Source organism: Falsiruegeria sp. JB4-1, assembly GCF_055693495.1.
The window spans coordinates 3,589,617-3,604,066 of sequence record NZ_JBVFTZ010000001.1 but is presented as its reverse complement, the minus strand read 5'-3'; the positions used below and the strand labels follow the sequence as shown (position 1 = coordinate 3,604,066).

The 14,450-nt window shown below is 58.9% G+C and carries 14 protein-coding genes and 2 pseudogenes; 2 read left to right on the top strand and 14 right to left on the bottom strand.

Annotation, left to right across the window (positions count from 1 at the left end; all coding sequences use genetic code 11):
• Nucleotides 1–8: 8 nt before the first annotated feature.
• The gene (gene fdxA, locus ACZ1HE_RS18345) at nt 9–341 is read right to left on the bottom strand and encodes a ferredoxin FdxA (RefSeq protein WP_472623124.1); all 333 of its coding nucleotides are present in this window, start codon (nt 339–341) and stop codon (nt 9–11) included.
• 169 nt (nt 342–510) lie between these two features.
• Here fdxA and ACZ1HE_RS18340 point away from each other — a divergent pair, with 169 nt between their 5' ends.
• Together ACZ1HE_RS18340 and ACZ1HE_RS18335 are read left to right on the top strand one after the other, a co-directional pair.
• Nucleotides 511–690, top strand: a complete 180-nt coding sequence (locus ACZ1HE_RS18340) for a hypothetical protein (protein ID WP_472623122.1) — start codon at nt 511–513, stop codon at nt 688–690.
• Nucleotides 691–760: 70 nt separating this feature from the next.
• Nucleotides 761–1,872: pseudogene (locus ACZ1HE_RS18335) on the top strand (CaiB/BaiF CoA transferase family protein).
• Here the strand turns inward: ACZ1HE_RS18335 and ACZ1HE_RS18330 are convergent.
• The 13 genes and pseudogenes from ACZ1HE_RS18330 to ACZ1HE_RS18270 form a co-directional block, all read right to left on the bottom strand.
• Nucleotides 1,867–2,304, bottom strand: coding sequence for a MarR family winged helix-turn-helix transcriptional regulator (locus ACZ1HE_RS18330; protein ID WP_472623120.1), 438 nt, complete (start codon nt 2,302–2,304; stop codon nt 1,867–1,869). The pseudogene ACZ1HE_RS18335 and the gene ACZ1HE_RS18330 overlap by 6 nt on opposite strands.
• Nucleotides 2,305–2,399: 95 nt before the next feature.
• The gene (locus ACZ1HE_RS18325) at nt 2,400–3,101 is read right to left on the bottom strand and encodes an ABC transporter ATP-binding protein (protein WP_472623118.1); all 702 of its coding nucleotides are present in this window, start codon (nt 3,099–3,101) and stop codon (nt 2,400–2,402) included.
• Nucleotides 3,094–3,873 (bottom strand): ABC transporter ATP-binding protein, encoded by a 780-nt coding sequence (locus tag ACZ1HE_RS18320; RefSeq protein ID WP_472623116.1) that lies wholly within the window; start codon nt 3,871–3,873, stop codon nt 3,094–3,096. The genes ACZ1HE_RS18325 and ACZ1HE_RS18320 overlap by 8 nt, the downstream gene beginning before the upstream one ends.
• Nucleotides 3,870–5,727 (bottom strand): annotated as a pseudogene (locus ACZ1HE_RS18315) (ABC transporter permease). The gene ACZ1HE_RS18320 and the pseudogene ACZ1HE_RS18315 overlap by 4 nt, the downstream one beginning before the upstream one ends.
• 91 nt (nt 5,728–5,818) lie before the next feature.
• Nucleotides 5,819–7,033, bottom strand: a complete 1,215-nt coding sequence (locus tag ACZ1HE_RS18310) for an ABC transporter substrate-binding protein (protein WP_472623114.1) — start codon at nt 7,031–7,033, stop codon at nt 5,819–5,821.
• A 114-nt stretch (nt 7,034–7,147) separates the two neighbouring features.
• Complete coding sequence (locus tag ACZ1HE_RS18305) at nt 7,148–7,732, bottom strand: amino acid synthesis family protein (RefSeq protein ID WP_472623112.1); 585 nt, start codon at nt 7,730–7,732, stop codon at nt 7,148–7,150.
• Nucleotides 7,729–8,310: an amino acid synthesis family protein gene (locus ACZ1HE_RS18300; protein ID WP_472623110.1), complete on the bottom strand. Its 582-nt coding sequence runs from the start codon at nt 8,308–8,310 to the stop codon at nt 7,729–7,731. Before ACZ1HE_RS18300 ends, ACZ1HE_RS18305 begins: the two co-directional genes overlap by 4 nt.
• Nucleotides 8,303–8,821 (bottom strand): hypothetical protein, encoded by a 519-nt coding sequence (locus tag ACZ1HE_RS18295; protein ID WP_472623108.1) that lies wholly within the window; start codon nt 8,819–8,821, stop codon nt 8,303–8,305. The genes ACZ1HE_RS18300 and ACZ1HE_RS18295 overlap by 8 nt, the downstream gene beginning before the upstream one ends.
• Nucleotides 8,818–9,165, bottom strand: coding sequence for a hypothetical protein (locus ACZ1HE_RS18290; RefSeq protein ID WP_472623106.1), 348 nt, complete (start codon nt 9,163–9,165; stop codon nt 8,818–8,820). Before ACZ1HE_RS18290 ends, ACZ1HE_RS18295 begins: the two co-directional genes overlap by 4 nt.
• A complete protein-coding gene (locus tag ACZ1HE_RS18285; protein ID WP_472623104.1) occupies nt 9,162–10,664 on the bottom strand; it encodes a 6-hydroxynicotinate reductase in 1,503 nt (500 codons plus the stop codon). Before ACZ1HE_RS18285 ends, ACZ1HE_RS18290 begins: the two co-directional genes overlap by 4 nt.
• A complete protein-coding gene (locus tag ACZ1HE_RS18280) occupies nt 10,654–13,401 on the bottom strand; it encodes a molybdopterin-dependent oxidoreductase (RefSeq protein WP_472623102.1) in 2,748 nt (915 codons plus the stop codon). Before ACZ1HE_RS18280 ends, ACZ1HE_RS18285 begins: the two co-directional genes overlap by 11 nt.
• Nucleotides 13,394–13,663 carry a hypothetical protein gene (locus ACZ1HE_RS18275; RefSeq protein ID WP_472623100.1) on the bottom strand — a complete coding sequence of 90 codons (270 nt, stop codon included), beginning with the start codon at nt 13,661–13,663 and terminating at the stop codon, nt 13,394–13,396. The genes ACZ1HE_RS18280 and ACZ1HE_RS18275 overlap by 8 nt, the downstream gene beginning before the upstream one ends.
• 11 nt (nt 13,664–13,674) lie before the next feature.
• A complete protein-coding gene (locus ACZ1HE_RS18270; protein WP_472623098.1) occupies nt 13,675–14,256 on the bottom strand; it encodes an FAD binding domain-containing protein in 582 nt (193 codons plus the stop codon).
• Between the last annotated feature and the right edge of the window lie 194 nt (nt 14,257–14,450).

Genomic DNA, 14,450 nt, shown 5'->3' with positions numbered 1-14,450 from the left:
CGTACCGGTCAGGCGGCTGCAGGGGTTTCGGACAACAGATCAAGTTTGCCCTCTTTGCCGTTCCAATCATCGGCATGGGGCATCGGGTCTTTCTTTTCGGTAATGACCGGCCACTGTTCGGCATACTTGCGGTTCATTTCGACCCAAGACTCTGCGTCGTCATCGGTATCCGGGCGGATGGCGTCGGCAGGGCATTCGGGTTCGCAAACGCCACAGTCAATGCACTCTTCAGGGTGGATGACCAAGGTGTTTTCACCTTCATAAAAGCAGTCCACGGGGCAGACTTCTACGCAATCAGTGAATTTGCAGTTGATGCAGTTGTCAGTAACCACATAGGTCATCGGCACTCGTCCTTTCGTTTGTATGCTAATGAATAATCGACTCATTGCGGGCCTGTCAATACGTTTGTGTACGTTCAATCAAATCGACAGCGGATCACTTGACGGAAGTTCATTTTACGTTAGTATACAAACGAAGATAATACTGAGTCAGAGTTGATTGGAGTGATCGATGCCTGCAAAGCCTGCCGCCAAGAAAACCGGCCTGTTTCTGTGGGGCAAAGACACACCAGAAACAGAACGAATGAGCAGTCCCTGTGGCATTCACGCGAATGCTTTCAGCCTCCAATTGGGCTCCAAGCTCAAAACCGATTTACGAACAGTGCAACGCCTGTCGCAGGTCGTTGGTTAAGACACAACACTCCCCGAACTGCCCCTCGGAAGGCTTTGCCTCCGAGGGATTTTTTTGAAAGGCACCCAAGATGAGCGCACCGCTGCAAGGTTTGAAAGTTGTGGAACTGGCCCGCATTTTGGCGGGACCGTGGATCGGGCAAACGTTGGCCGATCTGGGGGCTGAAGTGCTCAAAGTTGAAAGCCCGGAGGGCGACGATACCCGCAAATGGGGCCCCCCGTTTATTGAGCGGGACGGGGACAAGACGGCAGCATATTTCCATAGCGCCAATCGGGGTAAGGACAGTATTGCATTGGATTTCGGGGATGCGCAGGACCGGGCGAAATTGCTGAATCTGATCCGCGATGCAGATGTGCTTGTTGAGAACTTCAAGGTCGGAGGGCTGAAGAAATTCGGTCTGGATTATGAAAGCGTCAAGGCGGTCAACCCGCGTTTGGTCTATGCCTCGGTTACGGGCTTTGGCCAAGACGGGCCATATGCCCATCGTGCGGGTTATGATTTCCTGATCCAAGGTATGAGCGGCATCATGGACCTGACTGGCGACCCCGCAGGCGAGCCGCAAAAGATTGGTGTGGCTTTTGCCGACATTTTTACGGGTCTTTACGGTGTTATCGGGATTCAGGCGGCTCTGACCGAGCGCGAAACGTCAGGCTTGGGTCAGCACGTAGACTTGAGCCTTTTGGATTGCATGACCGGTGTTCTGGCCAATCAGGCGATGAACTTTCTGGCGTCGGGCAACTGTCCCACTCGTCTGGGCAATGCACACCCAAACATCGTACCCTATCAGGTGTTTCCGGTCGCGGACGGGCACATCATCATCGCCTGTGGCAATGACCGGCAATATGCCACGCTGTGCACCATTCTGGATGCGCCGGGATTGATTGAAGACGTGCGATTTGCCACAAATCCCGACCGCGTGGCGAACAGGAGTGAACTAACACAGTTGCTGACCTCCGCCTGCATGAAATGGGGCAAATGGGACCTCTTGGCTGCCTTGGAAAAAGGCGGTGTGCCGGGGGGCCAATCAACTCGGTTGCCGAGGCACTAAATGACCCGCAAGTACAGCACCGCGAAATGCAGATCGCGCCCGAGGGGGTGCAGGGGCTGCGTACCCCGATCCGCTTTTCGCGGTCCGAGTTGCAGTTGGACAAGGCATCCCCCAAGCGGCCAGTCAGATCATGAGAGTTTGCGCAGAATCTTGACCAGATTGCGTTGTTCGGCAGCGGTAAGGGGTTTCAGTGACTCCGCCGTAATTTCGCGCCCGACCTCTTTCATCTGTGCAACCATCTCTTCGCCCTGGGGCGAGAGAGAAATCATCGTGCGGCGCTTGTCGTTGGGGTCTGGAGCGGTAACTGTCAGACCCTTTTGACGCAACCGGTCAACCACACCTTTGATTGTTGCCACGTCCATCGCGGCCAGACGGCCCAGGTGGTTCTGGGAACAGGTGCCTTCTTCGGAAATTCGGATCAAGGCTGAGAACTGTGTGGGGGTCAGCCCGTTGATGGTTTTCGATTGAAAGATTGTGGCATGGCGTTGGCTCGCCAATCGGAGGAGATACCCGACCTGATCATCCAGTCGATAGTCTGTATCTGCTTGGTCTGCCGCTTCGGTCATCCACTCATCCGCCAATTGCAAAAAACATTAGCAGTATAACAAAAACGTGCATGCCCACAACGGTAAATCCGGGCGGCAGACCGCCCGGACAGACATCAAACCGCCAAGTATTTGTTCGAGATTTCAGGGTTCTCGTCGAGGTGGGCAAAAGTCCCGTCGTAACAGACCGAACCCTTTTCGATGATATAGGCCCGGTCGGACACAAGACGCGCGAAATGCAGGTTCTGTTCGCTGATCAACACCGACAACCCCTCGCGTTTCAACTCGGCAATCACATTGGCCATCTGCTCGACAATCACTGGCGCGATCCCCTCGGACGGCTCGTCCAGCAGCACCATCTTGGGGTTGCCCATAAGGGTCCGCGCGATGGTCAGCATCTGTTGCTCGCCACCCGAAAGCTGCTTGCCCAGATTCTTGCGCCGTTCTTTGAGATTCGGGAACAATTCAAACAGGTGCTCCAGCGTCCATTCGGGGGCATCTTCGCGCTTGTCGCGGCGGCCCACTTCCAGGTTTTCCTCGACCGTCAGCTCTCCAAAGATACGCCGTTCCTCGGGCACGTAACCAACCCCTGCGCGACAGATGGCATGGCTGGGTTTGCCTAGAATGCTCTGCCCTTCATAGGTGATCTGACCGGTTTTCTGCCGGACCATACCCATGATGGATTTCATCGTCGTGGACTTGCCCGCACCGTTGCGACCCAACACTGCGACCACCTCGTTCTGACCCAAGGATAGCGACACCCCATTCAGGATCTGCGCCCGGCCATAGCGGGCGTCCAGGTCTGCAACCTCAAGCATTGGCGGCCTCCTTCTTGCCTTCAAATAGGGTGCCACCGCCCAGATAGACCTCTTGCACGGTTGGGTTGGCGCGGATTTCATCTCCGGTGCCTTCGGCGATCAATTCCCCCCGGTTCAGAACCAGAATGCGGTGCGAGTGGGCAAAGACCACATCCATGTCGTGTTCGGTAAAGACCACGCTGACCCCCTCACGCTGCACGATGTCGGCGGTGAGCGCCATCAGCGCTATCCGCTCGGACGGGGCCATGCCTGCTGTGGGTTCGTCCATCAGCAACAGGGCGGGTTCATGCGCCAATGCAATTGCCAGTTCCAACCGTTTCAGGTCACCATAGGCCAACTCGGAGCAGGCTCGCGCCGCATACTCGGTCATCGACACCAGATCAAGCAGCGCCATCGCCTCGTCAACGTAAAGACGCGTCGCGCGCGAGAACATGTCAAACACCCGGCGATGGTGCGAGATCAGCGCCATTTGGATGTTTTCCAACACGGTCATCGACAGGAAAGTCTCGGTGATCTGAAACGTGCGCCCCACACCCATGCGCCAGATTTTGCGTGGTGGGGTCCCCAGCAACTCCTTGCCGTTCAGCTTCACCGACCCGCCGTTGGGCGGCAGATAGCCGTTGAGCATGTTGAAACAGGTGGTCTTGCCTGCGCCGTTGGGGCCGATCAGGGCCAGAAACTCGCCCTTGGCCACGTCAAAGTTGACGTCTTGCACTGCCTTGATGCCCCCAAAGTTCTTGGACAGGTTGCGGACGGACAGAACCGGGTTCATGCCGCACCTCCTTTCTGGTTGGGCAGGATGGCCCGTATCAGGCGGTTGACCCCGCCTGCGATGCCATCAGGTGCCAGCAGGACCACGACAAGGATGATGCCGCCAAATATGAAGCGCCAGTAATCAAGGCGGGTGACCCAGTCTTCGATCATGACAAAGGCCACGGCGCCAAAGATCGGTCCAGCAAGAGCATGGATGCCGCCGAGCAGAACCATGATCAGCCCGTCGATGCTTTGCGCAATGCCAAGTGTGTCGGGAAAGACCGAGCCCTTGGAAAAGGCAAAGACAACACCTGCCAGACCGGCAAGGGAACCGGCCACCACAAAGCCCATCCATTGATGGAACTTGGTGTCCACGCCAATGGCCTCGGCCCGGGTCTGACTGTCGCGGATGCCGCGTAGAGTATAGCCGAAGGGCGAATGGGCCACGCGCCGTAGGAACCAGATCCCGCCGAGGCACAGTACAAAGGCGATGTAGAAATAGACCTTGTCCGAGCTTGCCCACTGGGCAGGCCAGACACCCAGAATGCCATCATCGCCGCCGGTAAAGTCCTGCCATTGGAAGGTGACCCCCCACAGGATTTGCGCCGCTGCCATGGTCAGCATGGCGAGATAGACGCCGGATAGACGCACGCAGAACCAGCCAAAGAACAGTGCAGCCGCAGCTGCGGCCAGGGGACCAAACGCCATGGCTAAGCAACATGCCAAAGTCAAAATACTTGGTGGCCATCGCCGCCGCATAGGCTCCGACGCCGAAGTATGCCGCATGGCCAAAGCTGACCATGCCGCCGATTCCCATCATGAAATGCAGCGACACGGCAAAGAGCGTGGCAACCATAACGTCAACCAGAAGGATCGAGGTAAAGTCAGCCGTCACTGCCGGGCTGAAACCTAGCACCATCACAGCGGCCAGCAAAACCATGGTAGCCTTATTGCTCATCAGTTTCAGTGGCTGCTCGGGTTCTTCAGTGCCCACATGCTCGCTGCCCGGTTTGCCGAACAGGCCATATGGGCGCAGGATCAGCACCACGGCCATAACAACAAATGGCAGCACGATCGAGATTTGCGGGAAGATCAGGATAGCAAAGGCGTTGAGGACCGAGATCAGAACAGCCGCCACAAAGGCCCCGCTCACACTCCCCATGCCGCCGATGACGACCACCACAAAGGCCTCGCCGATGATTGACAGGTCCATTTGCAGGCTCACCGCCTCGCGCGGGATTTGCAGCGCACCACCCAGACCTGCCAGAAAGGCACCTAGTACGAAGGCAGCCGAAAAGAGCCAAGCCTGATTGACGCCAAGTGCCCCGACCATTTCCCGGTCTTCGGTCGCAGCGCGGACCAGCACACCCCAGCGGGTCTTGTGAAACAGCAGCCAGATGCCTGCCAAAACGGCGGGACCGATGGCGATCAAGGCTAGATCGTATTCGGGGATCGGCTCTCCCATGATGCGGACAGCACGGTCTAGACCGGGTGCGCGCGGACCCAGCAGGTCCTCAGCCCCCCAGATCGCCAGTGTAGCGTCCTGAAAGATCAGCACCACTCCAAAGGTGGCAACCAGCTGGAACAGCTCGGGCGCGCTGTAAATGCGACGGAGGATGGTCATCTCGATCAATAGGCCGATCACGCCCACAATGGCTGCGGCTGCGATGACAGAGAACCAGAACCCAAAGATTCCGCCATTCAGTGCGGTGACGATGGTGTAGGCCAGATAGGCGCCCACCATGTAGAACGAGCCATGGGCAAAGTTCACGATGCGCGTGACGCCAAAGATAATCGACAAACCAGATGCAATCAGAAACAACGACGAGGCATTGGCCAGCCCGGTCAACAGTTGTGCAAAATAGAAGCCCATGTCGGCCTACCATCCCTATTCGAGTGAAATTCGGGGGTGGGCAGGGCGCACGTATTTGCGCGCCCCGCCTCAGACTGCGTGAGTGGCGGTCTTAATCAGCAGGACGCAGCTTGGCGGCCTCTTCTTCGGATGGAAGATAGGCGGCACCGTCGGCATAGGTCCAATCAACCATCTTGGGTTCGCCATCTACGAGGGCGGTCTTGCCCACATAGGCGCCCATGGTAGACTGGTGGTCCGCTGCGCGGAACTTGAACGGGCCGGTGGGGCTGTCAGCCACTTCCAGGCCTTCCATCGCCGCCAGCAGGGCCTCGGTGTCGGTTGAACCTGCTTTGGTCAGAGCCGCTGCAATCGCCAAGACCGAGTTGTAGCCCACGATCGAGCCGGTCTTAGGAGCTTCGCCGAACTTGTCGGTGTATGCCTTGGCAAAGGTGTTGTGGCTGTCGGTGTCGATGTCCGCAGGCGGGTAACCAGTGACGATCCATCCGTCTGGTGTTTCATTGCCCAGGGGCTGCAGATACTCGGGCTCACCCGTCAGCAGCGAGGCGACAGCGCGATCCTCGAACAGGAACCGCAGCGAACCTTCGCGGACGAACTTGGCCAAATCCCCACCAAAGGTCACGTTAAAGATCGCATCCGGCTTGGATGCTTCGAGCGCGCGCACGGTTGAGCCTGCGTCGATCTTGAACACCGGCGGCCACTGCTCTTCGACGAACTCTACGTCGGGGCGCAATTTGGTGAGTTCGGATTTGAACGCCTTCACCGCGTCCTGACCATAAGCATAGTTCGGGGCAACGGTGGCCCATTTCACCGCGTCCAGCTTGGCGGCCTGTTCGGCCAGCATCGCGGCCTGCATGTGTGTCGAGGGGCGAAGACGATAGGTGTACTTGTTGCCCTTGGACCAGACGATGGCGTCTGAAAGGGGTTCCGATGCAAGGAACAAAACCTCTTTTTGCTTGGCGAAATCCGCGACAGCCAGACCGATGTTTGACAGGAATGTGCCAAAGATCAGAACGGCGCCCTCTTTGGTCACAAGCTCTTCGGCAATGCGGATGGCAGTGGCTGGATCGCCGGTGTCATCGCGGCTGATCACCTCAAGCTGTTTACCATCGATCCCGCCAGCTGCGTTGATCTCATCAATCGCCAGTTGCCACCCCTTTTTGTAGGGCTCGGTAAAGGCGGGCAGACGGGTATAGCTGTTCACTTCGCCAATAACGATCGTGTCCGCGGCCAGTGCGACCTGCGGGCCAAATCCCATCAGGGGTAGGGCCGCAAGCGCACCCAGAACGGTACGTCTGATCATGGTCATTTCTGTTCCTCCGGTTGGTTCAGTTTTTCCTTATCACGTGGCCAGTTATGCCCGGCTTCTGGTTTGTTGTCAGAACAAAGGTGACCTTAGGTCACCTTTGTCGCAATTGTTGTGTTAACGCAGGCCGTCTTTGCCTTCGGCATCGCCATGGGTCAGGCCGCCGACGCGGGGCAGGGGGCGGCCGCTGTCGGTGACGGCCACAGCCACCATGATTTCGTTGGCACGCGGCGCGTCGTTCAGACGGACCTCGATGCCATCAAAGTGGCTGCGCACATAAGCGGCGTCCTTGTGGCCAAGAGGTACATCCAAAACCTGACCCGGGCTGCCCATCTTTTTGGACGACGGCACCAGAGCAGCCCCTTTTTCGACCTCTTTGCGCAGCGGCGCACCCAGTTTCGGGTGCAGCAGGGCGGCGGCATGTTCCAGCTCGCCGTTTTCGCCGACCATGGCCGATTTGCCATAGCTTTCGGCCTGCTCGGGTGTGATGCCCAAAGCTTCGACGCATTTCTTGCCCAGAATTGTGCCCAGTTCGGCGCCCATATCCATCAGAGGCGTCAGATCCTCTTCATAGGTGCCAGCATAGGGATTAGCGATCACGGCCACAGCCACCGCTTTGCGGGTGGCGGGGGCGATGTAGCGGCCAGCTTCGATATGGGTTTCTTCGACGTTTACGGCGATTTTGCGAATGTTCATGCTCATCTCAGACCATCCTCTCCCTTGATGTCCCAGGCTTCCAGACCGCCCGAACGTGAATGAATGCGTGGACCCGTGCTCATCACCAGCGCAAAGGCCAGCTCGTCCGCGCGCGGCGCATCGTTGCAGCCCACTTCCATGCTGTCGAAATGCGAACGCACATAGGATGCGTTGATATGAGTGATCGGCACGTCCAGCCGCGCGCCAACGCCGCCAACCTTCTTGGATGAGGGCACGATGGCGTTTGCATTACCCAAAAGCTGCCGCATGGCATAGCCGCCCGGTGCGTGCCACAGCGCGCCGTGCTCCAGCTCGCCACCTTCACCGACCAGAGAGCCTTTGCCGTACCCTTCGATGTTTTCAGGGCCGCCCAGGATGTCGAGCAGTTTCTGCGCCATTTGCAGGCCCAAAGGTTTCAAATCTTCCATAAAGCCCTGAATGTCGGCCTCATACCGGCCAGCAAAGGGGTTCTTGATGATCGCCAGCACAGCGGCGCGGCGCTGCGGCGTTTCGGGCACGGGGCCGCCCTCGTGAAAGATCTCTTCGTAAGACGCGATTGTTTTTCTTAGAATGACGTCAGGCATTTAGCAGTGTCCGTTTGGTTTGTTGTCCGGTCAAACCGGAAGATCCTGCATGACGGGATTCGCCTTGCAGGTGAAGGGATGCAGCGCGGATCAATCCGGCATCGCGCATTTTTTTAGCGACGATCAGACCGTTTTGCAGCGCATGGTGAATATCGGGGCGCGAAAGAGGTGCGCAGTGGGTTGTGACGAGCCGATCACCCAGATCGCTGTCGTCATGCAGGTCGCTGGCGGGGCAGCGGGTGACCGCGGGGTGATCGGGCAGGTCGACGGCGTTTGCGATCAGGGTTGCGGCCACATCGGCCAGTGCCGCGTTGCGGGCAAGAACGGTCACGCTGTCGGCAACCCCCATCGAAAGGCTGCGCCCCCCGCGACCAGACGTGGCAATGCCACCGATCCGGTCGCGCGAGGAGATCTCGATACGACCAAGATCATGACCCTCAACCGAGGCCATGGCAGAGGTGAACGTCTCACCCGGTGCCAGATGCAATGCGATGTCACCGCCGTTGTTCACATAGGCCCGGCGCAGGGGGTGGCCTGGCGCATGGCGTTCAGCACTTCATCAGCGACCGACCCAGCGACCGCAGCCATCGGTGTAACGAACGTCAGGCAATGCGGGCGAACAGCTCGCGCCATACGACGGGCAATGCGCCCTTCAAAAGGCGCGCGGTCCAAGGTCATGGGTTGGCGCAGCTCTGTCAGTTCACCAACCAATTCCTGCAAGACAGTCTGAAACCGTGCTTCGGCGGCCTGAAACGCGTTTTGCCGTGCACCATCTGCCCCGATGATCAAATCAATCGGCCCATGCTGCAAATGCAACCGGGTGCCACAGGGCAGTATGGCGGCGGCAGGGTTCACTTGGCGCTGATCCCCTTTGCCCACCGATAGTTGGTGGCCGCGTTGGGATCAGGCTGGTTTTCGAACTGCGAAACCTTGCGGGCCTCATCCGAGACTACGTCGGCAACCGGTTTGATCTCCTCCATGTGCCCGCCAAGGGTGTCATAATCGCTAACCCGCATGGTGAATTCGATGGGCGCAACCAGAGCAGGCGTTGGGACGTAGCCAAACGAGCCCGTGGGCATGTCGAGCACGTCCACCATCACCGTGATACCACCGCCGGGCCAGACATAGGCCTCGGCCCCGCCGCAGGACACAAAGGTCAGCGAGTCTTTGACCGACTTGGTCAGGCGCACGGGGTTTTCGGTGACGCCAGCCCGCAAGCTGCCACCCGCGCCACCCATGAACAGGACCGAGCAGACCGACGGTTCGCAGTTTTCGGCGATCAATTCCGCAGAGGCTTTGAGAGGCGCGGGGATGTCGACGGGTTGCGGCTTCAAGTCCGCATCAAGCTCGAAATAAGCATATTGCTCGCCAGTGGTCGACACCATCAGCAGCTTCATGCCCTCTTTGGCGAATTTGGCATTGAAGTCGCCTAGGATCTTGAGCGGGTCTTCGATGTCCGTTCCACCCCAACCAGTACCGGGTTCAGCGACCCGGAAATAGCGACCGGGGGTCGAGCGGCGGCCGTTGATCTTGATGCCAGTGGCCTCGACATCCAAGAGTTTGCCCGCCTGGTGTTCGCTCAGAACGCCGGTGATGTGGTCATCCACGACGACCACGTCGTCCACGTGATCGACCCATTGCTTAGCAAACATGCCGATGGTGGCCGAGCCACAGCCCACGCGCATCAGTTTCTCTTCGACGCCGTTGATAATCGGGGCTTTGCCTGCCTCAACAACCACGGTTGTCTGGTGACCCTCTTCGCCGATCACCATTTCCACGGCTTCGCGGTTGCAGAGTTTCAGCAGCGCGTCACAGGTGATGCGGCCTTCTTTCTTGGACCCGCCGGTCAGGTGCTCAACACCGCCAAGCGACAGCATTTTCGAGCCATACTCCGACGTCATCACGTGACCAATCGGTTCGCCGTCGACATAGACCACATCGCGCTCGTGGCCGATGTGACGGTCGGTGTCGATCTTCACCTTGACCCCGCAGTACGAGAAGATGCCTTCGGTCACGACGGTGACCATGTCGACGCCGGAGACCTCTTGGCTGACGATGAAAGGCGCGGGTTTGTAGTCGGGGTATGTCGTGCCGGCCCCAACCGCCGTTACAAACGGGCGGTTGCCGTTAACGATATTGCCGTCCCAATCTTCCGGGCCTTTGCCGTCTTTCATGAACGGGACCAGCTTGGCCTCATCGGTGTTTTCGATGATGGTCAGCGCATCCAGACGCACCAGATCGCCGCCGTGGTTGGCATAGCGGTCACAGGCGCCCGCCTTGCCGTCGGCAATGAAACACATCACCGGGCACGCGTCGCAGCGGATTTTTTCGGGTTTGGCGCGGTCAGTTGCCATTGGCGTTGTCCTTGATTGCGGCACGGACGCGCGACGGGGTGGCTGGCACCTGGCTCAATCGCACGCCAGTGGCGTCTTTGATTGCGTTCAGAATGGCCGGAGCGGTGGGGATCAGCACATGCTCACCCAGCCCTTTAGCTCCGTAAGGTCCATGCGCGTCCGGTTCTTCGATGATGTGCGTCTCAACCGGAGGCATGTCGCCAATGGTCGGGATCAGATAATCGTGCAGGTTCTCGGTCCGGCCCGGCAGGTATTCCTCCATCAAGGCCATGCCCAAACCTTGGGCGATGCCGCCTTGAACCTGACCTTCGACCAGCATCGGATTAATGGCCTTGCCGACGTCGTGGGCCGCCACAAACTTCAGCGGTTTGACGGTGCCCAGCTTGGTATCGACCTCGACCACAACCAGATGCGCGGCATAACCGAACTGCGCATAAGGGATGCCCTGACCATTTTCGTCCAGAGGTTTGGTTGGCGGGTCATAGGTTTCTTCGGCCCGCAGGACATAGCCCTCGTCGTCAGGTGTCAGCGTGCTCAGATTGATGACATGCTCACTGCCCTGATCCGTGACCTTGATTTGACCATTGCCGACGGTCAGCGCCGCCTCTTCGCTCGCGTTCACACGGGCCAGAATTTGCGACCGCATCGCCTCGCCCGATAGGCGCGATGCACTGCCCGACACATAGGTCTGGCGCGAGGCCGAGGTTTTGCCTGCATCCGGCGTGACATCTGTATCGGCCCCGATGATTTCGAGCTGCGCGACGGGAATGCCGAGTGCAGTGGCAAAAATCTGGCTGATGACGGTGTTTGCGCCTTGGCCGATGTCCATCGCTCCTTGGTGCAGTACCACTGTGCCATCCGCACGAACGCCGGATTTGATGGTCGATGGGTTCGGCAGAGAGGTGTTGCCACACCCATACCAGCCACCGGCCACACCCACACCGCGTTTCAGTGTGTCGTTGCTGGCGTTGAACTCCGCCACCGCCGCGCGTTCAACGTTCCACGCGGGACGCAGAGCTTCAAAACACGGTTTGATCCCAACACCCTGTTCAAATACCTGCCCGCAGACCGTGGGCATGTTGTTTTCCAACGAGTTTTGGACGCGGAAATCCAGCCGGTCGATCCCCAGCTTGTCGGCCAACTCGTCAAACAGGCTTTCCTGCGCAATGGCAGATTGGGGAACGCCAAAGCCACGGAACGCGCCCGCAGGCGGGCAGTTGGTGTGGATGCCTTTGGATTCGGCCCGGTAATCGGTGATCTGATAGGGGCCGGAAGCGTGGACCGGAACCCGGTTCGCAACGGTCGGTCCCCAGCTGGCATAAGCGCCGGTGTTAAAGTAGCCGAAGAAGTCGAAGCCTTTGATCTTGCCATCCTTCGTGGCGCCGATCTTGAGCGTGATCTCGGACGGGTGCCGCTTGGTGGTCGACTGCATCGACTCGGTGCGCGAATAACAGATGCGCACGGGCTTGCCCGTCTTGAGCGCGCCAAGCGCCAGGTAGGGCTGCACCGAGATATCGAGTTTGGACCCGAACCCGCCGCCAACACCGGTCGGAATGATGCGGATCTGATCGCGAGGCATGCCCAGTATGATCTCCATCGAATCGAGATCCATGACCGGAGCCTGGGTACAGGCGTGGATTTCGACTCGGCCATTCACCACCTCGGCAAAGCCTGCTTCCGGCTCGATGTAGCCGTGCTCGACAAATCCGCTGCGGAAGCTGCCTTCGACGGTGAGGTCGGCCTCGGCAATTGCCGCCTTGGCGTCGCCGCACTGGACAAAGCCCCCGCACATGACATTGCCGTCACGGCCTTTGTGGAGTTGCGCCGCCTCTGGCGCCATTGCCGCATGTACGTCCTGAGCGGCAGGGCGCTCGTCCCATTCGACTGGGAACGTATTTGGGTCAAAGTCACAGGCAAATTCAGGGGTGGCAACGACGGCAGCCACGGCTTCGCCCCGGAAGCGCGCCTCTTCTTCGGCAAAAACGGGTTGATCCATGAAGGCCGGGATAACGCCAAACACGTTGCGGCCCGGAACGTCAGCGGCAGTCAAAACAGCTTCCACGCCTGTGACTTCAGCAAATGCATCCAGATCACCGAAAGAGAAACCCGCCCGTGGGAAGGGGGAACGGATCACCACCAGTTCGAGCGTGCCAGCAGGGGCCACATCGTCGCCAAAGGCCTCAGTTCCTTGAACCTTGCCCAGACCATCGAGACGGCGAATGCCTTCGCCAGCGTGCCCATCGGCCTGGGAGGGGATTTTGGCCTGACCGGCGGCAACCACCGCGTCGATGATCTTGCGGTATCCGGTGCAACGGCACAGGACACCACCAAGCGCGTCCTGCACCTGCTCTTCGTTTGGGGTGTCAGTGTCGCGCAATAGGGCAACTGCAGCGGTCATCATGCCGGGCGTACAGATCCCGCATTGTGCCGCGCCAAAGTTTTGAAAGCTCTCGGTCAAACGCTGCGTGATCTCGTCTTCACGGGCCAGACCGCCTAGGGTTTCCACGGTACGACCAGCGGCCTGTTGCGCAGGCATCAGGCAGGCGCAAACAGGATCGCCGTCCACCAGAACAGTACACGCTCCGCAATCGCCAGCGTTACACCCGATCTTGACGTCACGCGCACCAAGGCGTTCGCGCAGGGTTTCGGACAGGCGTTCACCAGCAACGGGCGTGGCACTGACGTGATCGCCGTTCAAGATGAAATCGGTCACGGTTTCGCTCACGCGCTTATCCATTTTTGCCTCCGGCCTGTTTGATGGCCCGCAGGCATTGTTCAGCAACGGCATCCAGACGGTATTCTCCACTGCCACGCACATCGTCGATGGGAGAGAGCGGAGCAAGATGTGCCTCTGTTACCTCGATCTGATCCAAGGACTTACCCAGAAGGTCGCTTTCCAGCGCGATCAGGCGTTGTGCCACGGGTGAGCAGGCCCCCACAGCAATGCGCGCATGGTCAATGCGATCTTCGGCGTCCAGACCAATGACCGCAGCGGTCATGGTGATCGAAATCACCAGATACCGGCGCGAGCCCAGCTTTTCAAACGCGCCTTGGGCGTGTGCGGGGGCTCGGGAAGCAGCAAAGCCGTGACGAGCTCATCACTGTGTAGGTCCGTCTTGCGCACACCTGTGATGAAATCAGACAGGGCGACGGTGCGAGTGCCGCGTGCTGACCCGATTTCGACCTGTGCGTCCAACGTCAGCAGCGGCGGGACCCCATCCGCCGCCGGAGAGGCGTTGCAGAGATTGCCTGCGACTGTTCCAGCGTTCTGGATCTGCAAACTGCCCACTTCGCGAGCAGCGGCCTGAAGGCCCGCAAAAGCGGCGGGCAGGTCGGTGCGAAAAATCTCGCTCCAACGCGTCGCAGCGCCGATGCGCCAACCGTCTTGAATGCGCGTGATGCCTGACAAGCCTGCGATGCGGGTCACGTCAAGAAGGTCAGATTTGAGCGGTCCTTGCGGACGTGCGGGGTAGAAGTCGGTCCCCCCTGCTACGATGTCGACATTGCGCGCGCTGAGGCGGTCAAATGCATCGTCCAGGGTTGTGGGCGAAAAGTAGTCCAAGGTGCGGGTTCCCGGTTGGAAGCGTGCCATTGTTGTTTGTATGCTAATGATATTGCTGGATTCGGAAATTTGTCAACGTAAAGTTTTCAGTTGCCATCATGTTGTATTTGCTTGATAAAAGTCACTCGCATTAGAGGTGCCCCAGGTCAGCCCCGTTTAACCCTCCTCTGTTCTTGCAGGGTTTCTGGTGCGATTGATGGTGAGTTGCTCAGCGACTCGATCGG